Annotated in this window: 25 protein-coding genes and 1 tRNA gene; 7 read left to right on the forward strand and 19 right to left on the reverse strand. The window is 67.2% G+C overall.

Annotation, left to right across the window (positions count from 1 at the left end; translation table 11 throughout):
- Positions 1-168: 168 nt before the first annotated feature.
- Positions 169-549 (reverse strand): hypothetical protein, encoded by a 381-nt coding sequence (locus tag ACL03I_RS15480; protein WP_412806275.1) that lies wholly within the window; start codon positions 547-549, stop codon positions 169-171.
- Positions 550-666: 117 nt separating this feature from the next.
- Between ACL03I_RS15480 and ACL03I_RS15485 the strand changes: the two genes are divergently transcribed.
- Together ACL03I_RS15485 and ACL03I_RS15490 are read left to right on the forward strand one after the other, a co-directional pair.
- Complete coding sequence (locus ACL03I_RS15485; RefSeq protein WP_355072547.1) at positions 667-1,575, forward strand: SGNH/GDSL hydrolase family protein; 909 nt, start codon at positions 667-669, stop codon at positions 1,573-1,575.
- 20 nt (positions 1,576-1,595) lie between these two features.
- Positions 1,596-2,849, forward strand: a complete 1,254-nt coding sequence (locus tag ACL03I_RS15490) for an acyltransferase family protein (protein ID WP_412806276.1) — start codon at positions 1,596-1,598, stop codon at positions 2,847-2,849.
- On the opposite strand, the gene ACL03I_RS15495 is transcribed toward ACL03I_RS15490, so the two are convergent.
- The 8 genes from ACL03I_RS15495 to ACL03I_RS15530 all read right to left on the reverse strand — a co-directional run bounded on the left by ACL03I_RS15495 (position 2,816) and on the right by ACL03I_RS15530 (position 11,053).
- Positions 2,816-4,006 carry a serine hydrolase domain-containing protein gene (locus ACL03I_RS15495; protein ID WP_412806277.1) on the reverse strand — a complete coding sequence of 397 codons (1,191 nt, stop codon included), beginning with the start codon at positions 4,004-4,006 and terminating at the stop codon, positions 2,816-2,818. The genes ACL03I_RS15490 and ACL03I_RS15495 overlap by 34 nt on opposite strands.
- 50 nt (positions 4,007-4,056) lie before the next feature.
- Entirely contained in the window at positions 4,057-6,102 is a 2,046-nt protein-coding gene (locus ACL03I_RS15500; RefSeq protein ID WP_412806278.1) for a YVTN family beta-propeller repeat protein, read from the reverse strand.
- Between the two features lie 11 nt (positions 6,103-6,113).
- Positions 6,114-7,112 carry a protein phosphatase 2C domain-containing protein gene (locus ACL03I_RS15505; protein ID WP_412806302.1) on the reverse strand — a complete coding sequence of 333 codons (999 nt, stop codon included), beginning with the start codon at positions 7,110-7,112 and terminating at the stop codon, positions 6,114-6,116.
- Entirely contained in the window at positions 7,112-7,783 is a 672-nt protein-coding gene (locus ACL03I_RS15510; RefSeq protein WP_355072540.1) for a vWA domain-containing protein, read from the reverse strand. Before ACL03I_RS15510 ends, ACL03I_RS15505 begins: the two co-directional genes overlap by 1 nt.
- A gap of 208 nt (positions 7,784-7,991) precedes the next feature.
- Entirely contained in the window at positions 7,992-8,276 is a 285-nt protein-coding gene (locus ACL03I_RS15515) for a helix-turn-helix transcriptional regulator (RefSeq protein ID WP_355072539.1), read from the reverse strand.
- A 35-nt stretch (positions 8,277-8,311) separates the two neighbouring features.
- Positions 8,312-8,638 carry a hypothetical protein gene (locus ACL03I_RS15520; RefSeq protein WP_355072537.1) on the reverse strand — a complete coding sequence of 109 codons (327 nt, stop codon included), beginning with the start codon at positions 8,636-8,638 and terminating at the stop codon, positions 8,312-8,314.
- A gap of 2 nt (positions 8,639-8,640) precedes the next feature.
- Positions 8,641-9,474, reverse strand: a complete 834-nt coding sequence (locus ACL03I_RS15525; RefSeq protein WP_397277449.1) for a toll/interleukin-1 receptor domain-containing protein — start codon at positions 9,472-9,474, stop codon at positions 8,641-8,643.
- Between the two features lie 331 nt (positions 9,475-9,805).
- Positions 9,806-11,053: a helix-turn-helix transcriptional regulator gene (locus tag ACL03I_RS15530; protein ID WP_355072533.1), complete on the reverse strand. Its 1,248-nt coding sequence runs from the start codon at positions 11,051-11,053 to the stop codon at positions 9,806-9,808.
- Positions 11,054-11,309: 256 nt separating this feature from the next.
- Here ACL03I_RS15530 and ACL03I_RS15535 point away from each other — a divergent pair, with 256 nt between their 5' ends.
- A complete protein-coding gene (locus tag ACL03I_RS15535) occupies positions 11,310-11,741 on the forward strand; it encodes a hypothetical protein (protein WP_355072531.1) in 432 nt (143 codons plus the stop codon).
- Between the two features lie 100 nt (positions 11,742-11,841).
- On the opposite strand, the gene ACL03I_RS15540 is transcribed toward ACL03I_RS15535, so the two are convergent.
- The 3 genes from ACL03I_RS15540 to ACL03I_RS15550 form a co-directional block, all read right to left on the reverse strand.
- Positions 11,842-13,323: an MDR family MFS transporter gene (locus ACL03I_RS15540; protein WP_412806279.1), complete on the reverse strand. Its 1,482-nt coding sequence runs from the start codon at positions 13,321-13,323 to the stop codon at positions 11,842-11,844.
- Between the two features lie 387 nt (positions 13,324-13,710).
- On the reverse strand, positions 13,711-14,133 hold the full coding sequence (locus ACL03I_RS15545) for a YybH family protein (protein ID WP_412806280.1): 423 nt from the start codon (positions 14,131-14,133) through the stop codon (positions 13,711-13,713).
- A gap of 109 nt (positions 14,134-14,242) precedes the next feature.
- Positions 14,243-14,821, reverse strand: coding sequence for an NADPH-dependent FMN reductase (locus tag ACL03I_RS15550; protein WP_364427448.1), 579 nt, complete (start codon positions 14,819-14,821; stop codon positions 14,243-14,245).
- 138 nt (positions 14,822-14,959) lie between these two features.
- On the opposite strand from ACL03I_RS15550, the gene sigJ reads away from it, so the two are divergent.
- Positions 14,960-15,850: an RNA polymerase sigma factor SigJ gene (gene sigJ / locus ACL03I_RS15555; protein ID WP_355072524.1), complete on the forward strand. Its 891-nt coding sequence runs from the start codon at positions 14,960-14,962 to the stop codon at positions 15,848-15,850.
- A gap of 245 nt (positions 15,851-16,095) precedes the next feature.
- Here sigJ and ACL03I_RS15560 read toward each other — a convergent pair whose 3' ends face one another.
- On the reverse strand, positions 16,096-16,353 hold the full coding sequence (locus tag ACL03I_RS15560; RefSeq protein WP_355072520.1) for a hypothetical protein: 258 nt from the start codon (positions 16,351-16,353) through the stop codon (positions 16,096-16,098).
- Positions 16,354-16,366: 13 nt separating this feature from the next.
- Between ACL03I_RS15560 and ACL03I_RS15565 the strand changes: the two genes are divergently transcribed.
- Complete coding sequence (locus ACL03I_RS15565) at positions 16,367-16,501, forward strand: hypothetical protein (protein ID WP_267906909.1); 135 nt, start codon at positions 16,367-16,369, stop codon at positions 16,499-16,501.
- Between the two features lie 440 nt (positions 16,502-16,941).
- On the opposite strand, the gene ACL03I_RS15570 is transcribed toward ACL03I_RS15565, so the two are convergent.
- Both ACL03I_RS15570 and ACL03I_RS15575 read right to left on the reverse strand, forming a co-directional pair.
- Positions 16,942-17,259 carry a DUF222 domain-containing protein gene (locus ACL03I_RS15570; RefSeq protein ID WP_412806281.1) on the reverse strand — a complete coding sequence of 106 codons (318 nt, stop codon included), beginning with the start codon at positions 17,257-17,259 and terminating at the stop codon, positions 16,942-16,944.
- Between the two features lie 364 nt (positions 17,260-17,623).
- Positions 17,624-17,696 (reverse strand) — tRNA-Asn (locus ACL03I_RS15575).
- A 203-nt stretch (positions 17,697-17,899) separates the two neighbouring features.
- Here ACL03I_RS15575 and ACL03I_RS15580 point away from each other — a divergent pair.
- Positions 17,900-18,145, forward strand: coding sequence for a hypothetical protein (locus tag ACL03I_RS15580; RefSeq protein ID WP_039796811.1), 246 nt, complete (start codon positions 17,900-17,902; stop codon positions 18,143-18,145).
- Between the two features lie 70 nt (positions 18,146-18,215).
- Here the strand turns inward: ACL03I_RS15580 and dnaG are convergent, their stop codons facing one another.
- The 4 genes from dnaG to ACL03I_RS15600 form a co-directional block, all read right to left on the reverse strand.
- The gene (dnaG, locus tag ACL03I_RS15585; protein ID WP_412806282.1) at positions 18,216-20,135 is read right to left on the reverse strand and encodes a DNA primase; all 1,920 of its coding nucleotides are present in this window, start codon (positions 20,133-20,135) and stop codon (positions 18,216-18,218) included.
- 87 nt (positions 20,136-20,222) lie between these two features.
- Positions 20,223-20,972 carry a Mut7-C RNAse domain-containing protein gene (locus tag ACL03I_RS15590; RefSeq protein WP_356964917.1) on the reverse strand — a complete coding sequence of 250 codons (750 nt, stop codon included), beginning with the start codon at positions 20,970-20,972 and terminating at the stop codon, positions 20,223-20,225.
- Positions 20,969-22,123, reverse strand: coding sequence for an FIST signal transduction protein (locus tag ACL03I_RS15595; protein WP_355072512.1), 1,155 nt, complete (start codon positions 22,121-22,123; stop codon positions 20,969-20,971). The genes ACL03I_RS15590 and ACL03I_RS15595 overlap by 4 nt, the downstream gene beginning before the upstream one ends.
- Before the next feature lie 488 nt (positions 22,124-22,611).
- Complete coding sequence (locus ACL03I_RS15600) at positions 22,612-22,782, reverse strand: hypothetical protein (RefSeq protein ID WP_355072511.1); 171 nt, start codon at positions 22,780-22,782, stop codon at positions 22,612-22,614.
- 2,365 nt (positions 22,783-25,147) lie between these two features.
- Here ACL03I_RS15600 and ACL03I_RS15605 point away from each other — a divergent pair.
- Entirely contained in the window at positions 25,148-25,720 is a 573-nt protein-coding gene (locus ACL03I_RS15605; protein ID WP_412806283.1) for a hypothetical protein, read from the forward strand.
- Positions 25,721-25,764 lie beyond the last annotated feature (44 nt).

Genomic DNA, 25,764 nt, shown 5'->3' on the forward strand with positions numbered 1-25,764 from the left:
TTTGGCGAAGCATTCCCGAAAGAGTGAAATTTTGCCGAGCTCGACTGATATCGAGCAATATCTTGCCGAGTCTTCGCGTTCCCCGGCAATGGCGTGCTCCGCGCGTGCGCCGCCGAATCGAATCGCGCACGCTCGCCACCATTCTTCCGGCATGTGTCAGCGCGGAGGTCAGTACCCGGAACGCGGCTCGAAACCGGGGTCTGGAAGGGAGGGCGGCTCCGCGGGCTGCTGCGGCGCGGGTCTGGGCTGCGGCGCGGCGGGCTGCGGGACGCGTACGCCGACAGGGGGCTCGGCCAAGGGTTCCGGCGCGTCGGGTTCCGGCAGAGCCGCCTCCGAAACAGAAGCCTCCGGAGGCGCCGAAGCGATCGGCTCCGAAGCGATCGGCGACACCGGCGCGGGCGCCGCGGCGGAAGTCGGACTCGTGGCCGACGTCGACGCTGCCGGTGCGGCGGGCTCCGACTCCGACGGCTGCGCGCATCCGCCGATCGCGAGCGCGACGATGCCCAACGCGAGCGGCAACCGACGGGATTCGGATCGGAGAGCAGGCACGAGGCAACGCTAGTGCCGGCACGGTACCCACGGCAGTCGGCCGTTCGACCGACAGCGGCGGGCGGCGACCCGACGCGATACTGGAACCTCCTGTGCCGTCGAAAGATTGGGTGTGCGATGAGATCCGTCCGAGGTAGATCGACGGCTACCGCGGCGCTCGTAGCGATCTCGTTGCTCGCCCTGCCCTCCGGCACGACCGCCACGGCCGATCCGGCCGGCGCCGCGACGCTGGTCGTCCTCGGCGACTCGTTCACCGCCACCGCGCCCGTCCTCGGCCATGCCGACGACGGGTGCGCTCGGTCACCGAACTCTTGGCCGAACAAACTCGCCATATCGACAAGACTCTCCGGCACCGCCGGATTCGTAGACGTGTCCTGCAACGGCGGCACGATCGACACCGGGAACGGCTGGACGCTCGTGCATCAGACGCGAAAGGCCCACGCGCAGGGCGCGTTCGGGTCCGATACACGTGCCGTCCTGATCCAAGCGGGCCTGAACGACATCTGGGGTGCGTCGAGCGGGACCGCGTTTCCCTCGACCGACTGCCTCCTCGACATCGTCGAGGGGTGCGGGCTCGACGCGGCGGAGCAGAACCGGCTGCCCGACTACCACGCGGTGACCGGCGCGACCTACGCGGACCGCGTACGCGAGGTCGTCACGTTCGTGCGTTACTACGCCCCGAACGCGCGGGTGGCGCTCGTCGGATACCCGGAGATCTTTCCCCCGGGGCAGCCCGCGGCATGCATGGATCTCGCCGTGGTCGGACGGGTCGTCCAGCCGCGCGCGGAAGGCTACATCGCTTATCTCGATCGCCTGCAGGACGCGCAACGTGCCGCCGCGCAGCTGCTCGGCATCGAGTTCGTCGACGTGCGCGCGATCACCGCGGGGCACGCCAGTTGCTCGGAGGAGCCGTGGATCAGCGGGCTGGCAGGCGCGGACTCGCCGTTCGACGGCGCCCCGGTGCACCCCAACGCGCAGGGCAACGGCGCCGTCGCCGTGCAGGTGCGCCAGCGGTTCGGGCTCTGAGCGCGACGCACGGCCCGCCCATGCCGTCCGACTATCGTCCGGCCGTTGAGCTGCCCGCGCTCACCGGCGCGAGGTGGTGGGCGGCTTTCGCCGTCTTCGTCCTGCACGCGTTGGTCTTCATCCCGGCCTATCCGTTCCAGAAGTCGGAGCTGTTCCGCACCATTCACACTTTTGCTCCGATGCAGCAGGGCGCTGCGGGGGTGACCTTCTTCTTCGTGCTCTCCGGCTTCGTCATCTACTGGTCGTTTCGCGAAGGTATGCCGGTGCGGTTGTTCTATCGCCGCCGAATTCTGAAGATCTACCCGACCCATCTGGTCGCCGCGCTGGTGTTCGTGGTCGCGGCAGGCGTCCCGCTCGGCCGTGCGGTGGTGTGGGCGCCGAATGTCCTGCTCGTGCACACCTGGGTGCCGAAGTGGACCACCGTGGGCGGGCTCAACGTCCCGTCCTGGTCGCTGTGCGCGGAGTTGCTGTTCTACTTCAGCTTTCCCCTGGCCTACCCGATGGTCGCGCGTATTCCGCGACGCGGGCTGTGGTGGGCGGTGGCGGCGCTGCTGGTCGCGATCCTGGCGTTGCACACCGGTTTCTACCTGTGGACTGACGGCCCCAAGGGCATCGCCAACACCTTCGCGCCGAGGCTGCTGCGCGGCGATGTCTCGCCCGAGTTCGAAATTCACGCCTCACCGCAATGGTTCGCGCAGCCCGATATTCCGATCCCGACGTCATATTGGCTCAGTTACCCTTTCCCGGCATCACGACTGCCGGAGTTCTACCTCGGAGTCATCGCCGCCCGTCTCGTCGCCGAAGGTCTCTGGCGCAATACGCGGCTGACCACACCGCTGACAGCGCTGGTCCTCGTCTACGGCGCAACCTGGTTCGTCCCGGTGAACTACAAGATGTCCGCACTGCTGGTGGCGCCGATGACGGCGGTGATAGCCACCTTGGCCGCCCGGGACGTGGCGGGAATCTCCGGCCTCAATGCCAGACGGCCGCTGGTCTGGCTCGGTGACATCTCCTACGCGTTCTACATGATCCAGTTCCCGGTCATGGTGATCGTCACCCGGCTGTTCATCGGCGGGCACCGGTACTCGATCGGCGGCTGGGCGTTGTGGGCGACAGTCGTACTGGTCGTATCGATCCTCGCCGCGGCGGCCATCTACCACGGTATGGACCGGCCCATCATGCGACGCTTCGCCGGACGCCCACCTGGTGACCGGCCACGTCGTGCGGCCACCGCTGCGGATCAGCCGCCGATCAGCGTGCGCGCGAAAGCGTAGGCGATCTCGTTCGCGGGCCGCCCGCCCGCGGGCCCGTCGCGCAGCGTGCACAACACGATGACGGTGATATCGGTGACCGGGTCATAGCCCATGAACGTCTGGAACCCGGGGATCGCCCCGTCGTGGCCGAGCAGCGGCCCGAACGACTCGAGTCCGAGACCGTAGTGGATGTCCGCCGGATCGCTCCGGCTCAACGGAGCCGCGCTGTCGAGGCGCTGCGCCTGGAGCGGGGGCCCGAGCAGGCGGTCGCCACCGACCAGCTCGCGCACGTAGGCAGCCAGATCCGCCGCGGTCGAGATCGCCGCGCCCGCGGCCCCGATCCACGAGGGATCCAGGTTCGTCACGTCGGTCGGCAGTAGTGATCCCGTGCGAGCCGCGGCGAGCTGGTCGTCGGGCAGCCGCGGTGACGTGAGCGCGGACTCGTTGGTGCCGTAGAGGTATCCGTGTGGGGACGGTATGGGCAGGGACGCGTCGCCGAGGGCTGGGAACGACGTGTTCGTCAGGCCGAGCGGAACGAAGATGCGATTCGTCAGCAGCGAGCGGATGTCCTCACCGGTTATCTGCTCGAGCACCGAGGCCAACAGAATCGTATTGGTATTCGAATAGCGGAACTCGGCATCGGGGGCGAAATACGGCGGCGACGAGAACCCCAGCCGCAGCAGCTCTTCCGGCTCCCACGTGCGCCCCGGGTCGTCGTCCATCGCTCGTGCGAGCTGAGGTGCTTCGTTATAGCTGAACAACCCGCTGCGCATGTTCAGCAGCTCGGCGATCGTGATGCCGGCGCCGTTCGGAACGCCGCGCCGGTACTTCGACACCGGATCATCGAGGGCCAGTCTGCCCTCCCCGACCAGCTGCAGCGCGACCGTGCCGACCATCGTCTTGGTGGTGGAACCTACGCGAAAGAAGTCGTCGACGGTCACCGGATCGCTCCGCCCGACCGTTCGCGTGCCGAAAGCCTGTCGCCACACGGTGTCCCGCGTCCGCACGTAGACCACCGCGCCCGGAACGAGGTGCGCGTCGAGCACTCCGCGCACGATGGGCTCCAGCGTGCGACCGAGAGCGGTGGAGTCCCCGGCGCTCACCGGGTTGTCACGCGCCCCGGGCTCGGACCCGCCGCCCACGACCACGACGGTGGCGTATGCGACGACGACTGCCACAATGAGCCGCGGCCATCGGCTTCTTCCATGGCGGAAGCTGTGCGTCGCCATCAGTCACCGATCACGGACACTGTGCCGTCGCTGAAGTTCGTGACGTAGACGGTCCGGTTGCCCGGATCGACGACGACACCGTGCGGGCGGCTCCCCACTCGAATCGAGCTGTCGGGCTTTCCGGTCCGGGTGTCGATCAGAGAAACAGCGCTGGCAGTACGCACATCGTCGAGGCCGTGGTTGGTGACGTACACCGTCTTCCGCGGCCCGTCCACCGCCACGCCGACCGGTCCGAGCCCGACGCGCAATGTCGCGGTGACCGCGCGGGTTCGAATGTCGATCACCGATACGGTGCCGTCGGCATGATTGGTGACGTACGCGGTGCGCGTGTCGGAGTCGACCGCCACGCCCCAAGGTTGATTCCCGACATTGATCGTGGCCGCTACGACCGGTAGGGCGGGGTCGATCACCGACACCGTGTGGTCGACGGCGCCGGGCGGACCGGCGTTGGCGACGAAGACGCTGTGCGAACTCGGGTCGACGGCCACGCCGTACGGATGGCTACCGACCCGGATCGTCGCGGTGACCACCCTGGATCTGGTGTCGATCACCGACACCGTGTCGGCCTCGAAATTCGTGACGAAAGCGGTGTGAGAGGCGGAGTCGACGGCGATGCCGTACGGCCCCGCGCCCACGGGGATACTTCCCGCAAAAGACCCATTGCGCGTGTTGATCAGTGACACGGAGGCGCTTCCGGCATTCGTGACATAGGCGAGCCCCGCCGCCGAATCTATGGCGACCGCGGTCGGCTTCACCATTCCCGGTGCCGTAACCACTCCGGTGACATTCGTCTTCGTGTCGATCACCGAGACCGAATTGCCCGCGCTGTTGGTAACGAACAAGTTCGCGCTGGTCGGATCGATCGCGACGCCCCAGGGTTGCGCGCCCACGGCGATCGTGGCGGTCACCGAGGTCGGTCCGGTCGCCACGGCCGCCGCGCGGTTGCCCGCGGCGCTCGGACCGTTGTCGCCGGACATCTTGCCGGCCAGAAAGCCGACGACGACAACAAGGAGAGCGAGCGCGGAGATCACCTTTACCCGAGTCGGAATCCGAGGCGCCCACGGGCGGCGGCCAGCGGGCGGCGGCATGATCACCGGTGATGCCGGTGTGACGATGGCGGGCGCCACCGCTCCGCGCGGCGGTGTGGTCCGTGGCGGAGGCGACGGCGCGCGGGTGGCGGCGCGCGCCGCGGCCTGGGACAACGCGGGCAACCAGTCCCCCGGCCGGGGCCGCTGCGCCGGTACGGGCGACAGGGCCGCGCCGACGAGTCCCCGCACCGGAGCGGGCACGGCGGCGGGCAGCCGGTTCGGATCGCGGGTGCTCTGGTCTCCGGCCAGCAGCCGCAGCGCGAGCAACCCGAACTTGTAGGCATCCGATCGCGCGGTCGCCAGTTCCTCTCCGGGATTGACCACCTCGACCTCCCAGTCCGGAGTCTCGACTTGCGCCGAGACCGACCGGGACCGCAGCCGCATGGCATCGCAGTCGATGAAGTACACCTTCCGATCCGGCTGTAACGAGAACAGCAGGTTCTTCGGTGACAGGTCGCCGACCGCGATGTCGTGGCGGTGCAGAATAGTCAGCGCTTCGGCGGCTTCGGCCAGCAACTCGTAGCGGTGCCGGTCGGTCAGCGGAATGCCGCGCCGCGCCAGGAAACCGTCACCGTTGAGCAGATGCTGGAACTCCGCGGTCTTCGACCGCACCGCCGAGGACATGGTCATCTTGATGAAGAACTCGTCCGGAATCGCGGGCATCACGAACCCGGTCACCTGGGCGGAGTTGTCCGCCTCGACCAGCCTGCACGGCCACGCGACCCGGGAGAGCAGGTCCATGCCCTCCGCGAAGGGCAGCGATTCGAGGTAGGCGGGCATCTCCTCCAACACGTCGACCGCCACATTCGCCAGCACGACGGGTTTGTATTCCTTGTACACCACCGCTTTCGCGTACCGCATGCGCGCGCTCGGCGCGCTGAAGACCACCCCTTGACCACCGGCCGCCAGCTTGGTCAACGGGCCGAGCTGACCCACCTTCACTCGCTGCTGCGTCACTGCCGATCCCGTCAGTTCACCCTCGGCCAGATGGCCACCAATGTCCGGTCGTCGTCGAATGTCTCCCGCGAGAAATCCAGGGTGTGCGCGAATTCCAGGTGCGATGGCACCCGCCCGGCGAGCACCGAGGCGAACAATGCCCCGACCTCGCCGTCGCCGCCGCCGAGCGGATCGCCGAATCCGTCGGTGCCGACCAGCAACACCTGGCCAGGCTCGACGGTCACCGATATGGGCTCGACTTCGTTCGGAACTCTGGGCAGCCCGCTCACCGCGGAGGAGGTCAACCCGGAGTCCGACGACTGCTTGCCGCCGAGTACCGGGACGAAACGCTCGTCCGACAGCAACCAGGCACCGGAGTCGCCGACACCGGCCAGCACCGCGGACAACGCGCCGTCGGCGTCGCTCTCACACACCACACACGTCAGCGTCGTCGCCAGCACCTGCTCGGCCTGCTCGGCATCGGCTTGCGCCAGCGACAGCACAGCGGCGGCGCGCTCGGTCAGCATCCACGCGGTGTTCTGGAACAGCGATTGCCATCCGATGTCGCCGAGCGCCTCCACTGGCTGCTCTTCCAGCCACTGGGTGGCGTAGCGCACGGCGGTGGTCGAGCCGATGTGCGAATACCGCGCCGCGGACACTCCGTCGGCCACCGCGACGATCAGTCGATCACGATCCGGCGCCGCGGTGACCGCGAAATCGTCCTGACGCGGTGCGCCGTTGTATCGGTGCAGGTAACCACGCACCGATGCCGCGCGAACGGTGAACGGTCCGCGTGACCATCCGTCGATCATGGTGTCCGCGCGGTACGGATTCCTGCCGTACTCGGTGCCGATGGCCTTCGCCTCGAACGCGGGTGTGGGGGCGCCGACGACGATCGGCTCGCTCGCCGGGCGGCTCGGAAGGGTGGGTCCGATCGCCTCGTCCGCCGGTGCCGGGTTCACGATGACAGCCGGATCCGCGGGCACCGGATCATCCGGCAAGCGCTTGCCCCGCTTGCTCAGGAAGCCCATCACACCGTGTCCACGGCGAGCGAGACGAAATTATCGGGTTTCTCCACTTGCAGCGTCGCCTGTCCCGTCGCCAACGCCTGGCCCGAATTGATCACCGACTGCGTCAGCGCCGTGATGAATTTCGAGATCGCGACGCCGGTGTCGGTGCCGGCCGCGGTGATGAACGCGTACTGCGGGTTGGTCGCCACCCGCCGGATCACATCGGCGTCGGCCTGGCCGATGCCGAACGCCAGAATGTTCGGCCGGGCCGCGAAACTCGTCAGCCGCGCGTGCTCGGTCTCCCAGCCCTCGCCAGGATTCGGCGCACCGTCGGTGAGGAAGAACACGGCGGGTCGATTGACCAGGTAGCCGGCGGACTTCAGCGCGGCGATGTCGCGCGGTATCCGGTTGGTCAATTCGGCGAACGCCGCCGCGAACGACGTCGAACCGCGCGCCCGCAGTTCCGGCATGGCTTCCAGATTTCGCAGATCGGTCGGTTCCAGATGACAGACCGCGGTATCGGAGAACCCGAGCACACAGAAACGCACCTTCGCCGCGGCCATGGATTCGCCCTGCAAGGTGTCGAGCAAGCTGGACAGGCCCGCGTTCAGATCCGCCACATCGTCGACCATCGAATACGATTCGTCCGCGACGAAATATACCGGAAGAATTGTCGCCTTCGGTTCACTCATCAGGTGCCACTCCCTTTCACCCCGCCACCCGGGCGTGCCAATGCTACCGGGGCAAACGGTGATTCACTGTCGACCGTTCGACCGACAAATCCCTGCGCCCCAAAGGTTTTCCTCCGCGCCACCCGAATCGCCGGCGTCAGCGCATTTCCACTCCGCGATATCCACGTCGCCACGCCGCCGTTTGCCCGACTGCCCGCCGAGGCCGTGGTCACAGGTCATCGATGCCGATCAGCGCGTCCTGCAATGCGCGGGCCACGAGAGCGGCTTTCGTCGGCGCGGGCCGGCCGACCGCTGCGTACTTGTCCCTGATCCGGGCCAGGTGGGTGTTCACCGTTCCCAGCGAGATATACAGCCGCCGAGCGACTTCCACCTTCGAGTCCGACGCTATCCACGCCAGTAGTACCTCGATCTCCCTGCTGCTCAGCGCCGGACGCTCCCGCGACGCCAATGTCGGGGGCCGCGGATCGTCTCTGTGATCGAACGTGACACTCATGAACCATTTCCTTTACAAGAATTCATCGCACGCGCCTACCGCCGACCGAACAGATCACGCACACATACCCGCACGAGGGCAACGGTGGCGACGAAGAGCGCGAAAAATATCAACGCACGCGAGAGATCGCCGGAATTCCCGGATTCGGCCGTGTACGCGGACTGGCCATAGACGAAGAAGCCCACGTCGAGCAACAGCAATCCCGCGAGCACGTACCACGTCCAGACGCGTCGGCGGGGGCCTTGGTGAATATTGATGTTCTGCCGACCGCCGTTGTTGGCGTAGATGCTGCTGCCGTTGTTGGCCTGATTGATCTGATTGTTCGTGTTGGGATTGTTGTTCGGTCCCGGCGACGGGTGCATCGTCATCTCCTGTGATGGCCGCCCAGCCAGATGTTCTGGGTTCCGTTCTGATTGGCGTGCACGACACTGCCGTCCTTCGCCACGTTGATCTGATTGTTCTGCGGGCCCTGCTGCGCCGCGCGGTCCGGCCCGTCCGGCCGAATGTCGGCCCCCGGAGCAAGGTGCCGGAGCAGACCGCGGACGTCTTCCTCGACCGTTCGGTACCGAATATGCCAGTATTGCGATTGCGATAGCGCGCGGATATCCGCCGGAAGCTGGTCCGGGCTCGGCAACGACGTGTCGTCCAGCAGAACGGGGACGACCGGTATCCCGCGCGCGAACGCGGTAACGAGTTCCATACGCACCCAGTCGCGATCGTCATCGATGCGACGGAGTCCGCGTTCGTCACGTGCGTCGAGCCAATACGAGCCGATCACCGACACCATCGTGTCGCATTCCTCGAGCGCACGGCGGATCCTGCGCGCGTACAACCTACCCAGGGCCAACGAATCCACGTCCCGGAAGACACGCGCCCTGCCGAGGTGTCGTGCCATCTGCTTCGATATCTCGTTGACCGCGTAGACGCTGTCAACGATGCGGTAGTTCAGGAATATTTCCATCAGTTGACCCGATTCTCGAGGACGATTTATCGAGCGCAGTGCTGCGCGATTGCGAATAGATGCCGCGGATGACGGAGCGATTTGGATGAACCGACCAGTTCGTTGCACCCCCGAGTAACATCCTTCGGATGCCTCACGGTCGCGAATCTCGTCCTCGAGCGAAACACCACGGTTTTCAGAGAACAGTCTGCACCCGGACCGAACTCTGAGCGACTCGAACAGCAAACGTTCGGTCATATATCCGACCGCGTGTCTCCCCTGACCGCCGGATCGAAAGGTTCTGGTTGGTTTATTTCCCCATTATGGTCGACTCGCCCTCCCGGCCGGCGTCGAATGTGCTCGTTTTCGCATAAGTCGAGCGCCGTGCCGATTCACCGTAGGTCGGCACAGTCCTACCACCGTGGCCGCAACGCATCGAAGCGGCGTTCTCGTCCTCATCATTTGCCCCCGCGGCGTTTTCCTACCTCCGGGCCGCGAACTGCGGCTCGCTCTTCAGCATTCAGCGAGCAGACGGCCGGCGACAGTGGTTGTCCGTTGCCGTTCGCAGCGGCAACGGACAACCGATCACTCAACGCTTGGCAAGGACCGACATCAGCGCCGGTTGGATGTCGAGCAGCGCGGCATGTCGGCGGTAACGGCCCACCGTACGGGCGAAATCGAGGAGATCCGCGCGGATTGTCACCGAGTCCACCGCGCTGATGACGTCGAGCAACGGCGCGATCAACGCGCACGCTCGATCCAGGTCGCCGAGCGCGGCGTACACCAACGCCCGCCGGGTGCCGAACCGCGCCCGGTCACGGTCGGACTGCTGCGGATTCCGCGACATCGCTCGGTCGAACAGTACGGCGGCGTCCTCGAGGTTGCCCAGATCGTAGTGACACCAGGCCTCGATGAGGACAGAGCGCTCGTGCAGGGCCGAGGGCCCCAGCTCGTTCTCCCCAGTGCGATGTGCGACGTCGTAAAGGTTTGCGGCTTCGTCCAGCGCTCGCATGGAATTCGAGTGGTCCAAGCCGATGGCATAGCCCTGTGCCGCCCCCAGCGCGGCCAGCCAGCGGATCCGGGGATGGACGGCGTGGTCGGCGAGCACTTGCTCGGTGAGATCGGTCGTCTCGGCGGAATCGCCGCGATACAGACTCAGCACCGCCCTGCGGACCAGCGCGTAGCTGACCATGTGCTCGTCGCTGACGGCGGAAGCGTGGTCGACCGCCCGCGTCGTCCACCACAGCGCGCCGCGCTCGTCGCCGCATTCCTGGGCCATCCAGCCGGCGAATTCCGCGGTACGGGCGGCGTGCAGCAGAAGTTGCCTGCGCAGCTCACCGGCACTGCGCAGAGCGGACGCGGCCGCGGCATGTTCGTGTATCACCGCCATGGGGAAAACGAGGCTGGGACTGCTGGTCCGGCCGAGGCGTTTGATCTCCTCGAACAGCGCGCTCAAGCCGGGTAGCGAGGCGGCGGAGCTGGTGGCTGTCGCGGGGAACGCGGTCACCGGCGGCACGCCGAAGTCCCCGATCCGGAACACACCGGACCCGTCCGCGTGCAATCGAACGTTCCACTCGGCATCCGAGTAGCCGCCGACGTCGATATCGAGATCCAGGTCCGGCTGTGCCGCCGAGGGCGCCAGCACCAGCAGGTCGCCTCCCGCGGACAGGACCGCGTCGCAGGCGCGCGCCAGCGCCGAGGACGGCGACTTCTGCCCGTTCTCGACCCTGCTCAGATGACTCCTGCTGTAGTGCACGAGTTCGGCGAGTTTGCCCAGGGCCAGCCCCTGTTCGAGTCGACGCTTGCGCAGTTCTCGACCGAATTCAGCACTTGCCATAAGTATTACCTCGGAATCCGTTGCCAGCCGGAAATTCTCGCGCGCGACGAATTTTCGGCGAACCTGCAACCGCCCCTCTGATCCAGGGCCGACCGAACACCACACCCCTTGTCGCTGCGAGTGTACCCCCGCGACTCCGCGCCGTCAGCGAATCCAACCGCTGGGCGGGCGGCTGCGCCACCGCCGTGCCGTACTCTGGCGATTCGGCGCCGAGACACGCCGAATCAGCCTATGCCAGCCGGGAATTGGGGACAGGATGGATACGGATCATCGCATCAAGCACCTCGAGATGTTGCAGTCGATCATCGCGCGATTGAGCCAGCAGTCGTTCACGGTGCGCGGATGGTCGGTGACCCTCGTCTCCGTGATATTCGCGCTTCTCACCACACAGGCCCGGCAAGGATCGGGCCTGATATTGCTGGCGCTGGCACCGGCCTGGATCTTCTGGGGTCTCGACGGTTACTACCTGAGCCTGGAACGCCGTTACCGGGAACTGTTCGCATCCGCCGCGCGGCAACTACGTGAGCCGCTGGCATCCGGGCCGCTCCCGTTCGACATGATTCCCGATTCCGACCGGCCCGCACGCGATTTCGCGCGCGCGATCGTCACTCCGAGCGTGGCCGCGATTCCCGTGGTCTTGACCGCGCTGATCATCGGCTACCGGGTAGTCGCGGTCGTCGGCGGGTGAGCGGCATCGTCCGGACATTCCCGCCACCGGTGCCGATATAGGAGCGTACGACGAAGCCCCTGGCGCTGGATGCGTCCAGGGGCTTCCGTATCGAAGCGGTTCAGCGCTTGGTCAGTTCGGGAGCCGTGGTCTCCGATCCCTCGACGGACTCCACCGGGGCTGCCTCTTCGTGCGCGGCGGCCCGGTTCGGCAGCAGCACCGCCATGACGATCACGATCAGCGCCAACGCCGCCGAGACGAGGAAGGCCAGGCGCATGCCGTCGAGATGCGCGGCGACGAGGTCGCTTCCCTCGGCGGCGAGCGACGTGGCGCGCGCCGACATCACCGTCACCACGAGAGCGGTGCCGAACGCCGCGGCGACCTGCTGCAAGGTGCCGAGCATGGAGCTGCCGTGCGAGTACAGATGCTGCGGCAGCGCACCGAGACCCAGGGTGAACACCGGGGTGAACGCCGCCGCCAGCGACACCATCAGCAGGATGTGCAGGGCCAGCAGCTGCCAGTACGGCATGGTCATCGAGATCTGGGTGAAGCCTGCCAGCGCTATGGCGATTCCGATCGACCCCGGGATCACCAGCAAGCGACCGCCGAACCGGTCGAACAGGCGGCCGACGGTCGGCCCGAGCAGACCCATCGCCAATCCGCCCGGCATCACCAGCAAGCCGGTGGCCAACGGGCTGAGGCCACGCAGGTTCTGCAGGTACAGCGGCAGCAGAATCATCGACCCGAGCATGGCCATGAACGCCACCGACATCAGGATCAGCGCCTTGGTGTAGGTGGCCGACAGCAGCACGCGCAGGTCGAGCAGCGGGGTACCGGTGCGCTGCAAGCGCAACTGCCGCCACACGAACAGGGCGATCAGCGCCGAGCCCACGGCGACGATGCCGAGCGGGCCCGCGAAGTCGTCGCTTTCGAACCGGCTGAGCCCGAACACCAGTCCGCCGAACCCGAGCGCCGCCAGCGCCACGCTGGCCACATCGATCTGCCCGGCTTGCGGTTCACCGACGTTCTCCAGCTGCCGCAGCCCCAGCCAAGTGATCACACCCGCGATCGGCAGCACAAGCACGAAAAGCCAACGCCACGAAGCGATTTGCAGAACACCACCGGAGATCACCGGCCCCATCGCGGGCGCAACCGAAATCGCCAGGGTGACATTGCCCATCACCCTGCCGCGGTCGTGCTCGGCCACCACCGTCATCAGAGTGGTCATCAGCAGCGGCATCATCACAGCGGTGCCGAAGGCCTGCACGATCCGGCCGAGTAGCAGCACCGCGAACGACGGCGCGACCGCCGACAACGCGGTACCGGCCAGGAAGACGCCCATCGCCGCGGCATACGCCTGCCGGGTCGTCACGCGCTGCAGGAACCAGCCGGTGGTCGGGATGACCGCCGCCATCGTCAGCATGAACGCCGTCGACACCCACTGCGCCGCCCGGTCGGTGATCGCCAGATCCGCCATCAGGCGCGGAATCGCGTTGATCATGATGGTCTCGTTCAGGATCACCACGAAGGTAGCGAGTACCAGCACCCGAATGACGGTCGGTGTCCGCCCTCCCGAGGCTGGAACGGATGGTGCGGCGGACATCGGATACCTCCGGAGGCATGGGTCGTTGACAGAACATGTGGCCCTTCGCCGAGTCACCGGATCGCATCCCGGCGCCACAGCTGTAGAGACGGTGTCGACTGCTCGAACTCATCGGGCGCGGGTCAGTATTCCGCCCGGCACCGACACAAATCACCCGGTTTTCTTGCCGATACACCCAGCACCCCTACTGGAAACCGCTGGTCAGGACCCTCTACAGCCCTACGCGAATCCCAATCGTGAGCCTGGTCACTCTGGGCGATCCGCGCTCGCGGACTGTCCCGACACGGAGTCCGAGTGAAAACCTGCCCGCCGCAACCCCGAACGCGACGCTCGCGCCGGGGCCGCGGCGTGTCGGCGGCATTGCCCGGCTACCGCGGCAGGCAGCAGCTAGGGCTCGAGGTCGGCCACTCCCTTGCCGGTCGAAATATCGAACGGCACAGAAGCCTGGTCGTGCGTGATCAGCCAATCGCCGTCGATCTTCCGGAAGCAGAGAGTGACCCGGACCCACATACCGTTCGTCGGCACCCCGTTCTGCAGCGTGCCACTGAGCCGACCGAAGGCGTGTCCGAATGCCACATCGTCGCCCACGGTGAGGACCAGGTCGCGAACCTCATAGGTCACATCCCGGAAGAACGTGAACGCATTCGCCCAGTTCTTCGCTTTCGCCGCGATACCGACATGCTGCAGCGGAGGCTCGACGTCGAAGGACACGACGTCCGTTGCGTAGAGCTGCTTCACGCCCTCGAGATCCTTGGCCCCGATTCCTTCGGCCAACTTGTCGATCCGCCGCCTGATCTCGGCTTCGTCCACTGCGCGTTGCGCGGGCGCCGATACCACCGAACCAACTCCGTGATCGTTGGCAGTCATTGCATCCTCCATTCGATGAATTTCCGGCCGCGAGGCGGTCTCTTCTGCGGGATCACCCGACGGCGGCCGCGGCAGCGGCGCGCAAAGGTGCGAGGGCGACGCTCCACGCGACGACCTGATCCAGCGTTTTGCCCAGGGCGGCGGCATGGTGCTCGCCCGGTACGAAGGTGGTGTGGTTCTCGAAATCGGTGAGCACCGAGATCGCGACCTGATAGCCCACGTCGGCCATGCCCAGCGTGCTGCAGACCGTCCGCAACTGCACCACCGCGCGGGCGCCGCCGTTCACGCCGTAGGAGACGAATCCGACCGCCTTGTCGGTCCACTCCGCGAACAAGTGGTCCAAGGCGTTCTTCAGCACTCCCGGGACGCCGCCGTTGTACTCCGGGGTCACCACCACGAAACCGTCGAACGGTGCGATGCGCTCCGCCCAAGCGCGGGTATGCGTGTTGACGGACGGGCCGAACATCGGCGGCACCGCTTCGTCCAGATGCGGCAGCGGGTGGTCACGCAGATCGATCAGTTCGAACTCGGCGTCGCCGCGCTGCGATGCCACGTCCAGGACCCACTGGGCGACCTGCGAGCCGTTACGGTTGGGTCGGGTACTGCCGAGAATGATGCCGATTCTGGTCATTTCCGGAACTCCTGCTTCGCTGAAAGTGTCACGACCTTCCGACGACACAGCCGTCCGGAATGTCAGGCTGTCTCACAAATCGGGTCGCTGTCTCGTCGATTCGGTAAGGGCCCGCGTCGACCGAAGGAGCCGATACCCATGACCGACCCGCACCTGCGCTCGGTGATCAGTGAACGCCGTCAACTGATCAATCTCGCCTACCGGCTGCTCGGCTCGTTGGCCGAAGCCGAGGATGTGGTGCAGGAGACCTACCTGCGCTGGTACGCGTTGCCCGAGCGGCAGCGGCAGGAGGTGGCGGCGCCCGGCGCCTGGTTGACGACGGTCGCCAGCCGCATCTGCCTCGACCTCCTCGGCTCGGCGCGTGCCAGACGGGAACGTTATGTAGGCGAATGGATTCCCGAGCCGTTGCCCGACCGTTCCGAATGGCTCGGTGGTCCCTCCCCTGCTGATCCCGCCGACCGGGTAACCCTCGACGAGTCGATCAGTATGGCGTTCCTCGTCGTCCTCGATTCCATGACACCGGCTGAACGGGTCGCGTTCGTCCTGCACGATGTCTTCCGCTACTCCTTCGCCGAGGTCGCCGAGATCGTCGGACGCACCCCTGCGGCTTGCCGCCAGCTCGCCTCTTCCGCCCGCCGCCGCATCCGCACCGCGCAGGGGCCGTCGGGAACCCGGCACGCCGAGGTGATCAGGGACTTCAAACGTGCCTGGGAGACACAGGACATCGAAACTCTGATCGGGCTGCTCGATCCGAACGCGACCGCGACCGCCGACAGCGGCGGCCTGGCCCCGGCCTTCCTGCACCCGATCAACGGCGGCGAGCGGATCGCCCGCGCTTGGATCGAAATCGCCGCCCGATCTCCCGAGGTGAGGTTGCTCGAGCGCACGGTGAACGGCCAACCGGGCCTGGTGGCGCAGCTCGCCGACACCATCGTGTCGGTCTACGCCTTCGACATCGCCGACAACCGGATCACCCGCATCTGGGCGATCCGGAATCCGGAGAAACTCAGCCTCTGGGCAGCGGACTGAACGACTGCTCCGGGGTCGAGAGTCGGCGGATCGCCGCAGGCCTCTTGACGCTGAAGGGACGCGCGAGCACGGTACGGGCCTATTTACAGAGCAAGGCGGTGCTGCCGACGGTCGAGTCCATCACGATGTACCCAGCAGGTTCGCACACGGCCCCCCAGAACCGACTCGGGTCAGCATCGACCCGCGGCGCGGTCGTCTGCGCTACGAGTCGATGGGCGAGGTGTTGAACCGCAGCGGTATGGGTTTCAGCTGCCCGCGCTGCCGGTGGAAGGTCGCGCCCTGCGCAGTTCGCAGGCCAGCCGGTCGGCGTCCGGCCGGTCCTCGCCGAAACGGGCGCAGCCCTGCGAGGTGTAGCCCCGTTCGTTGTAGCCTTGCCGGTCGTAACCCCACCTGTCGTAACCCCAGCGATCGTAACCCCACCGGTCGTACCCCCAGACATCGAAGCCGTCCGGGCCGTAGGGATCTTCCGGCTCAACAGTTTTCGGAAATGACGGAGTCGTCACGGGCGGTTCGGTCGTGACCGGAGGAACACTGGTGACCGGCGGCGTGGTCGTCACTGGCGGCACGGTGGTGACCGGCGGCGCGGTCGTCACGGGCGGCACCGTCGTCACGGGCGCGATGGTGACAGGTGCGGTAGTAGCCGGGGGTTGATCAGGGGTTGCGAATGCCGGTAAGACCAGCGCGGCCGGAGCAAGCACCACCGTCCCGGCGACTGCGGCCAGCAGGACCGACTGTCGAATCGTGCGCGGACTTCTCCTCCACTGAGACATCGTTGACCTCCAACTCAACATAAGCGCGCTCGCCGCACCCGAGTCCCCTATCGGTCGAATGTCCAAATTTGCTACACAGCAGGGAGTTTTGCTTCCCCACCCGTGACGGGGAAACCTGCTCAACGCGCGGAGATGGCCGAGCCCCTCCCAAGGTGTGGTCTGATCAGCACCACAGAGTTCGACGCACACGATCATCGGCATGTGCGCGCGTTCGCGAGATCAACTGCTGGCCAACGTTGCGCCGTTTCGAAACGAGCCACGGTGAACGGGCAGTCGGTCCTCGCGGCCCTCCGAACAGAGGTCGAGGCAGCGGGCTCGGCCTCAGCTTGCTGCCGCCAGCACCCTCCATACCTTTCTGGAACGCGAGCGGGCCTGCGGAGCCGCGTATTCGATTCGCTGGCGCGCTTCGTGGGCACTGATCCGCAGCAGATCAGTCAATAGCTCCACGGTGTCCCGATAGCCGGTGTCCGCGGCGAGGCCACGACGTTCGGCTTCGGCGACGGCTGCGCGCATGGCAGCCTCCAGTCGCCTCCGACGGCGTTCGGTTTCGACGAGGGTGCGCAGCAAATCGACATCGGCCAGTTCCGGCCATCCCGGTGCTGGAGCATCCGGCGCCGCCGCGATCGAATGTTTGTTCACCCGAACCAGCCTACCTCAGTGTCGAACATATGTTCGACAATTCGATACGCCGAGCCTGGCGTCACTGTCGGTGCGCTATTGGCGGCCTGGCTGCGCGGCGCATTCGCACGGATTCGGCATGAGCGTTGATTTTCGTACCGGAACCTCGGCCCATCACACTCGGCGTAGACAGCATCGATCTCACACCGAGGCTCACTGTTCGGAATCATCATGGTGACGCCGTTGGACGACTCGGTCAGGTTTCGACACGACCGGTCGACGAAACGTTCGGTGGCGAATCTTGGCGTTTTCTCGGTGAGGTCCGATCAGTGGACCAAACGAATGAAGCCCCTGACCATATTTCCTGGTCAGAGGCCTATTCTTGCTCCCCCATCTGGACTCGAACCAGAAACCTGCCGATTAACAGTCGGCTGCTCTGCCAATTGAGCTATAGGGGATTGCCCTTGGCTCGTCCGGTTGGTATCGGGCGGGCCGAGGAGAAACTCTAGCGTATCGCTGGGCGGAGGCCCAAATCGCGGCGCTACCTGCTGAGTTGTCACTGAGAGCGGGGGTGTCGCTACCGAGTGTCCGGATCGACAGGCGTGTGGGGTGTCGGGCAGGATGGGGGCGGCGAACTGGCAACTGGGAGGAGCACATCGAGATGCTGCGGTTGATCATCGGCGTGGCGGCCGGCTACGTACTCGGCAGTAAGGCCGGGCGGGCTCGCTACGAACAGATCAGCGCCGCTACCCGCGCGCTGACCGAGAGCCCGGTGACCCGCAAGCTCGTGCTCGTCGGCAGGCAGAAACTGGCGGACAAGCTCAGCACCCGCCCCCGCCTCGAACCGATGGAGCCGATCGATGAGCGGACCACCGTCCTGGTACCGCACGACCAGCTGCGCCGCTGACCCCGCACATGCTGTGACCGATCCTCGCACCAGTCGGACTGTGTGCGAGGAATCACGGATCTGATCGACCCTAGGCCCCGGTGGCGAAGTCCCCGTGGTTGCCCATCGCCTGGGTGAGCAGGCTCTTGCGGTACTGCTCGAGAGCGACGAGGTCGCCGAAGAGGGCGAAGTAGGCCTCCGGCTGTTCGGTCGAGGAGACCCGCTGGAGCTTGGACTTGAGTTCGGCGATCTGCCTGCCTACCCAGGCCTCCTGGGTGCGCGCAAGGACACCGGCGACGAAGCGCGGGATGTCGGACTCCGATTTCACCGGCAGCGGCTCGTTGGCGAGCTCCGACAGCAGGGCGCGCACGGTCAGATCCTCGGTGCGGTCGGCGACGGCGTTGACCCATTCGGCGCCGCCGAGCCCGGCGGCCGTGCCGCCCGCCTCGGCGATCAGGCCGCGAAGGACCGAGTAGGCGGGGTGGGTGAAGGCTTCGGCCTCGAGCGCGTCGAAACCCGCTCCGGCCATCGCCGGGTACTGGAGTGCGGCGGCGAGTACCTGACGTTGCGGCAGCAGGGTGGGATCGTTCGGATTCGGCCGTGCCGCAGGATGTTCCGCGACCACCTGGCGCGGCGCGGGCGCACGCCCCGCGCCCGCCTGCCCGCCGCCGTTGCGGTTCCGCTTGGCTTCCTCGCCGACGCGGCGCACCACGGTCTGGATGTCGTCCCAGCCGACCCACCCGGCCAGTTTGGTGGCGTAGGCCTTGCGCAGGGCGTTGTCCTTGATCTGCGCGACCACCGGCACCGCCCGGCGCAGCGCCTCCACCTGGCCCTCCGCGGTGTCCAGGTTGTGGTCGGCCAGTAGACCGCGAATCACGAACTCGTACAGCGGGGTTCGGCGGGCGACCAGATCGCGCACGGCGGCGTCACCGGAGTGCTGCCGCAGTTCGCACGGGTCCTGCCCGTCCGGCGCGATCGCGATGTAGGTCTGACCGGCCAGCTTCTGATCACCAGAGAAGGCTTTCAGGGCCGCCGCCTGGCCCGCGGCATCGCCGTCGAAGGTGTAGATGATCTCGCCGCGCCAGAAATTGTCGTCCATCATCAGGCGGCGCAACAGGGCGAGGTGGTCGTCGCCGAATGCGGTGCCGCACGAGGCCACGGCGGTCTTTATCCCGGCCAGGTGCATCGCCATGACGTCGGTGTAGCCCTCGACCACGACCGCCTGGTGCCCCTTGGCGATCTCGCGCTTGGCGTGATCCAGGCCGAAGAGCACCTGGGATTTCTTGTACAGCAACGTTTCCGGGGTGTTGATGTACTTACCGGGCATGGTGTCGTCGTCGAAGAGCTTGCGGGCGCCGAAGCCGATGACATCACCGGACAGGTTGCGGATCGGCCACAGCAGCCGTCGGTGGAAACGGTCGATCGGGCCGCGCTGACCCTGCCGGGACAGCCCGGCCGCCTCCAGCTCCTTGAAGTCGAACCCCTTGCGAAGCAGGTGTTTGGTGAGCGTGTCCCACCCCGCCGGGGCGTAGCCGCAGCCGAAGTGGTGCGCGGCCCCGGCGTCGAAGTTGCGATCGGTGAGATATTTGCGCGCGGTCTCGGCTTCCGGCTCGCGCAGCTGGGCGACGTAGAACTCGTGCGCGGCCGCGTTCGCCGCGACGAGCCGGGACCGGGTGCCGCGATCGCGCTGCACCGAGGTGCCGCCGCCCTCGTAGTTGATCTGGTAGCCGATCCGGTCGGCCAACTGCTCGACCGACTCGACGAACCCGACGTGCTCGATCTTCTGCAGGAAGGCGAACACGTCGCCGCCCTCGCCGCAGCCGAAGCAATGGAACAGGCCGTGATTGGGTCGCACATGGAACGACGGCGACTTCTCGTCGTGGAACGGGCACAGGCCCTTCATGGAGTCCGCTCCGGCGCGCTTGAGCGCGACGTACTCGCCCACCACGTCTTCGATCCGGACGCGCTCGCGTATTGCCGCGATATCGCGATCAGGAAGTCGTCCGGCCACGGCAGAGAGTCTAGGCGAAGCCGGGGCCGACGCGCCCGGGCGGCTCGGCACCGCGAGTTCCGGGCGAAGGCGCCCTCGAGCGGGGAATCACGAGCGATCCAGTTCCGCGCGGATCGCCGCGACCGTTTCGGCCAGACGTGACTGGTGGGAACCCTGCCAGTAGATCCGGCCGCAATCGCGGCACTGCCGGAAAATGTCGTAGTAGCGGCGGGTGAGCGGTTCGAGGCGATCCTCGACCTCGGCTTTGTCGACCTCGGCGACGACGCCGCCGCAGCGCAGGCAGCGGGTGAACGGATCCAGGCACGCGACGAGGTCGAGCCGCCGGATCACCTCCACGACCTGCTCGATCGGCTGGTCCGACCAGATGTAGACGCCGTGTGTGACGTTGCGGCGCTTCAACAGGCCTCGGTCACGGGTGAGCAGGATCCGGTGCTCGGCCGCGGACGCCTCGGCGAGTTCGGCGTCCTCGGCCTCCCACCGGCAGTGCACGTCGAGACCCAGCAGCCGCATTAGCTTGGCGAGACCGCCCAGATTCACGTCGGCGAGGAAGCGCGGCTCACGCAGCGGATGCGGGCGGACCAGCGTCACCCGGCCGATGTCGAGTGTCTCGAACACGGGATACGCGGTGATCCGCCCGCCGAGGCGCGGGTGATGATCGAAGTCGACCGGTTCTCCGTCGACGAGCACCAGGTCCACTTCGGTGTGCGGAATGCCCGCTGCCTCGATGACGTCCTTGACGGTCTGGTGCGGGCGGCACGGCCGACGCAGCACGGTGTATCGCTCGCCGGGCCGCAGGAAATCGTTCAGCTCGGCGTAGACCCGGAGATCGACGCTCATTCGACGAACAGCGCCATCGATGCGGTGAATCCGTGCAGCGCGTTGCGGCCCGCGATGGGCCCGATCTCACCGGCGGCGAAGAAACCCGCGAGCGGGATGCCGTCGAGCAAGTCCTCGATGGTCGTGGCGTCGTGGTCCGCAACACCGAACATCCGGCGGCCGCGTCCGTTGCACGTGAACAGCAACGCACCGGCCGGACGGACGGAAAGGTCGGTGCGCGCACGCGCCAGCGCGTTCCGCAGGTCGTGGTCGGCTCCGATCGCGTCGCGGACCTGGAATTGGACGGTGGTGCCGACTTCCACGACCTCACCCACCTCGATCGCGCCGCTGGACGGATCGGCGCCGAGCAGACCGCGGATCAGGAAGTCGCCCTGCCCGGGCTCGGCCAGGTGCTCGTCGACGACGAACCCGATCTGCAGGCCGCGCGCGAGCTCTTCCTGCTGGTCGGGTGGCAGCACGGCGACGATCTGACGCAACCGCTCGATCGGGGAAAGACCGCCGAGTCCGGTGATCACCGTGCCGTCCGCGCCGGTGACCGTGTAGGGGTTGCCGATCGGACGGCAGCCCTGGGACACGATCGGCACGTTGTGCAGTCCGGGAAGACGCACGCCGACCGCACCCGAGGTCACCACGGCGTGGTCGCGGAACAGGCGGCTGCCTTCCGGGCCGTGGCCGCCGCTGACCAACCCGCCCATCACGACGGTGCCGGGCAGATCCGTGTTCACGTACTCCAGCAGCAGATCGGCCGGAAAGGAGTAAGGGTCGGGCAGCAGCAGGTGGAAGTCGCGTGCGGCCTTGTCGAAGCGATAGCCGGCGAGGAGCCCGCCGCTGGCCGTGCGAAGGAAGTCCAATTGGAAGGTTTCGGCTGCGGGCAGTCCGGAGGCCAGCCACACCGCCACCGCGGGTTCGTCCTCGATTTCACGGCGACCCGCCACCACCGCCTGCGCCACGCATCCGATCAGGGCGGGCACCCGGACCGTCCGGTGGACGCCGGAGAGCACCTCGACGGCGTCGTCGGTATGCACGCGGGACGCGAGCAGCACAGCGAGCGACGGCGCTTCGCCCGCGATCTGGTCGCGGGCGCGCGCTGCGGCCTCCATGCCCGCTCGCCGCGCTTCGGGCGCGGTGGAGAGCCCTACTCCGATCCGCACCCTTCCATGGTAGCCAACCTGTGGCTTCAGTGAATTCACCTGTCGCGCAGTACTTTTCATCGGCATTGCCGAGCCGGTACCGCCAAGTGGCCCGATGCGCGGGGCGGGCCGGAGATTCCTCAGCTCCACGAGCGAAGCGACAAGGGCGACGAACAGGTTGCGAATCGATAGCTGTTCGGCGGCAGCGACGCATACTCGATCTTCCCAGCCCGGGGAGGTCCGGCGGATTTGAGCGACAATAGCCGCGACCACAGTCTGTTTTCGGTCACCCGGGACCAGAGTGTCGGCGCGGGCCGGGCGCACCGCGGCAAGACCTGATGAGGACAGGCGGGAGACATTGTGAGTCAGCCGTCGCGGATCGACACGGGCGAGCTGCGCGCGATGGTATCCACCTTGGAGCGGCTCATTGCCGACGCTTCCCGGACGGTCGGCGAACTGAAGGCGGCCATCGCCTCCGCGGAAGGGCTCGTCGACGGCGACCGGCTCGATCATGCCGAAGCATTGCCTGTCCTGGCGCCCGCACCGGAGAGCCGGGTGCTTCCGCCGGAGTCATCGGCCGAGCCCGCGCCGAAGGCGATGCCGACGCCATGGTCTCGGAAGACCCAGGAGACGCCCTGGTCCAAGCGGGTGGTCCGGCCATACCCGGCGGTGCCGGGCACACCGGTTCGCGTATCCGCGGGCCGCGAGATCGGCGTCTCGGCAGAGTTGTCCGCACCCGTACGCCGACCGGCCGCAGGGCATCACCCGCAATTCGAACCGGCAAGTCACCGGACCGACGCCCTCGACGAGCCGGTATCCGTCCGGCGCTCGGTTGTCGCCGAGGGCCCTGCACCCGCAGTCACCGTTGCTCCGGCGTCGATCCGGCGGACGGACCGGGGCGAGCACGCCACACCCCGTCCTCGGATCGATACCGCATCCGGCCGCCGGTCCCCTGACGGCCGCCCACCGAATCAGCCGACCTTCGCCGCATCCAGCCCATCGGTCGAAAGAGCGCACCGCACCGAGGACATCCCGCAGATCGGGGACCCGCGCCACGAGGTAGCCGCTCCGCGGGCCGACAGAGCCGCCGGTCTTCCGCCGCGTCTGGACATCGAGATCGCCGAAGACTCGATACCGCGACCGGATAACGAACAGCCGACCCTCGCACCGGGCCCCCGGGGCGGGTCTGCACCGGCCCGGCCAACCGATTCCACCGGCGCCTCCGCACCGACCGACTCCACGAGCACCACCGCTGAGGAGCACCGAACCTCAGCGTGCCGGACCGATGCCGAGGACAACCACGAACCCGTCCGCGCGACGAACGGCACGCAACATCCGAAACCGATCCGCCGAACGGATTCGCCGGAAGCCATCGCACCACCGCGACATATCGGTACGGCTGACGACACCCCGTCCGCTCCGGAGACGGGCCCCGCATCCCGTCCAAAGCCCGTCCCGAAGACGACAGAACCTGCGCTCCCTGAACGCACCGATGACCCCGGGCACCTGGCCCCGATCCACGCCACCGGCGGTGTCGCACCCATTGAAGAAGCCGACAACCCGCATCTTCCGGCGGTCACCCCGCGAGACGACTCGACCCTCGACACCGCAACCACCCCGACGTCCGGTATCGCGGACGACTCGCCGCCTCCGTTCCAGTTCGACACCCCACCCCTTCCGGCACGGATCGGGCCCACCCATCAGTCCGGCAGCGCAGGCGAGCTCGCACGTCGCCGAAGAACCGGCCAACCCACGCCCACTCCGAAGACCGACGCCGCGTCCTCCCCTCAGAGCGATCGCCCCACCGACTCCGCATCCCTCCAGGTTCCCGACGCCGCACCTACACCGTCGATCGACTACACAAACCTCTCCGGCCAACAACCGCCAATCAGCACCCACGCCCTGGAGCCCCACCCACCGACGGACACCACCGAGGAGACGGCACCCGCACCCGCAGCTACCACGCCCTACCCCGAACCGAACCCCCAGAACGACGCCACAGAGCACCCCGCCGCCAAACGGCAGACAACCTCAACGCCCGACCAGCCGATCGACAGCGCACGCCTTTCCGGCCGACAACCGGCAATCAGCACCCACGCCCCGGTGCCCCACCCACCGACGGACACCGCCGAGGAGACGGCACCCGCACCCGCAGCTACCACGCCCTACCCCGAACCGAACCCCCAGAACGACGCTACGGACCACCTTGCAGCCGAGCAGCAGGCAAGTTCAACGCCCGGCCGGTTGATCCTCCCCCAACCCACGATCGGCGCCGACGAATCGGTACCTCACCGATCGACAGACTGCACCGACCAGGCGGCACCCGCCCCGGCAGCTACCGCACTACCTCCGATCGACGCCACGGCCGATTCCGCGGCCGAGCAGCGGGCAGGCTCCGCGCCCACCCGGCAGGCGGATGCCACCGACGAACCCATATCGCGGCGGCAAACCGATAACTCTCCTGGCTCGCCCGGCCTTCCGTGGATCGATGCCCTGCGCTTTTCCTGGCTCGACGCCTCGCCCGGCGGCCCGCAATCCCCTCCGCCGAGCGCTGCTACGACCGACCCCATCTCGGTCCACCACACCGGCTCTCACCCACGGACCCACAAGGCAGGCAGCTCCACCCAGCAGCCGGGCAGCACAGACAACTTCGAACCCAGTCGCAACACCGGTCACACCGCAGACCCCACGAGCCGGGGCGATTCCGCGCTCGTCCGTCCGCCCGACCGCGCCGACGACCGGCAGACCGACGCACCTGACCAGCCCACGCCGATCGAGGACAGCGGTGCCGCGCACCGACCCGGACATACTCGGCAGACGGACACCGTTGGCAGGTCGGAGAACCACATCTCGGTTCGCCGGAGCGATTCGGCCTCATCGCCGCAGACCGCCGGCGCAGGCGTACCCGTCCGACGACCCGACCCCGCATCCGCCCGGAAATCCGGTCGCGCACCCATCGAACGCAGCGCCACCGCACACCGTCCCGCAGTCGCCGAGCAGGCCGATACCCACGATCCGGCCGAAGCACTCCGAATCGCGCGGGAGATGTCGGCGCGGCATGGATTGGAAGTCGTCGGGTTCGATACCGCGAATGTCGGTGTCCAGGTGGTCCGTGAGATCGCGTCCACTATCGATGAGCTGCTCACGAAATACCCGATGCCGCTGCGGGGCGTCGAGCTCACCGACGACGCGGAATCGCGCCCGAGACCGGAGCGCGAGCCGACCGCGGAACAGTCGGCCGATGCCGCGATTTGGATGCTCTTGGACCGCGCCGCCTTGTATCCGCCGCGGTCGGCTCCGGTGGAAACACGCCGGATCTTCCGTCGCCGCGGGCCTGCCGAGCGGCCGGTGTACACGGCGGTGGTGCGCGAATTCGCGGGGGCTCTGGATGTCGCCGGTGGGTTCCGGGCTCGGCAGGAAGCTTTGCGAACTTTGATCAACGAGTCGCTGCGTGGCAGCGGTGGTGGTCTCGGCCTGCTGGATCCGGGCCGGGCCTTGATCGACGGCTTCACCGAGGTGATTCTGCGGGGCGAACGAGCGAGCGCGTCGGCCAAGGAATTGCACGGCGCGCTGGTGAAAATGGCCCGAGCCGAGTCCTCCGACGATCTGTCGGCGTGACGCCACCGATACGGGTCCAAAAGGCGCAGCCGGACAATCGCCCT

Source organism: Nocardia sichangensis (genome assembly GCF_047200615.1).
In the GTDB taxonomy this organism is placed as follows: domain Bacteria; phylum Actinomycetota; class Actinomycetes; order Mycobacteriales; family Mycobacteriaceae; genus Nocardia; species Nocardia sichangensis.

Bases quoted from the DNA above. Each gene is read 5' to 3' on its own strand.
- ACL03I_RS15485 (WP_355072547.1), top strand. From the start codon at position 667: ATGAGATCCGTCCGAGGTAGATCGACGGCTACCGCGGCGCTCGTAGCG.
- ACL03I_RS15490 (WP_412806276.1), top strand. From the start codon at position 1,596: ATGCCGTCCGACTATCGTCCGGCCGTTGAGCTGCCCGCGCTCACCGGC.
- ACL03I_RS15505 (WP_412806302.1), bottom strand. From the start codon at position 7,112: ATGGGCTTCCTGAGCAAGCGGGGCAAGCGCTTGCCGGATGATCCGGTG.
- ACL03I_RS15510 (WP_355072540.1), bottom strand. From the start codon at position 7,783: ATGAGTGAACCGAAGGCGACAATTCTTCCGGTATATTTCGTCGCGGAC.
- ACL03I_RS15515 (WP_355072539.1), bottom strand. From the start codon at position 8,276: ATGAGTGTCACGTTCGATCACAGAGACGATCCGCGGCCCCCGACATTG.
- ACL03I_RS15520 (WP_355072537.1), bottom strand. From the start codon at position 8,638: ATGCACCCGTCGCCGGGACCGAACAACAATCCCAACACGAACAATCAG.
- ACL03I_RS15525 (WP_397277449.1), bottom strand. From the start codon at position 9,474: ATGACCGAACGTTTGCTGTTCGAGTCGCTCAGAGTTCGGTCCGGGTGC.
- ACL03I_RS15530 (WP_355072533.1), bottom strand. From the start codon at position 11,053: ATGGCAAGTGCTGAATTCGGTCGAGAACTGCGCAAGCGTCGACTCGAA.
- ACL03I_RS15535 (WP_355072531.1), top strand. From the start codon at position 11,310: ATGGATACGGATCATCGCATCAAGCACCTCGAGATGTTGCAGTCGATC.
- ACL03I_RS15540 (WP_412806279.1), bottom strand. From the start codon at position 13,323: ATGTCCGCCGCACCATCCGTTCCAGCCTCGGGAGGGCGGACACCGACC.
- ACL03I_RS15550 (WP_364427448.1), bottom strand. From the start codon at position 14,821: ATGACCAGAATCGGCATCATTCTCGGCAGTACCCGACCCAACCGTAAC.
- sigJ (WP_355072524.1), top strand. From the start codon at position 14,960: ATGACCGACCCGCACCTGCGCTCGGTGATCAGTGAACGCCGTCAACTG.
- ACL03I_RS15580 (WP_039796811.1), top strand. From the start codon at position 17,900: ATGCTGCGGTTGATCATCGGCGTGGCGGCCGGCTACGTACTCGGCAGT.
- ACL03I_RS15590 (WP_356964917.1), bottom strand. From the start codon at position 20,972: ATGAGCGTCGATCTCCGGGTCTACGCCGAGCTGAACGATTTCCTGCGG.
- ACL03I_RS15605 (WP_412806283.1), top strand. From the start codon at position 25,148: ATGTCGGCGCGGCATGGATTGGAAGTCGTCGGGTTCGATACCGCGAAT.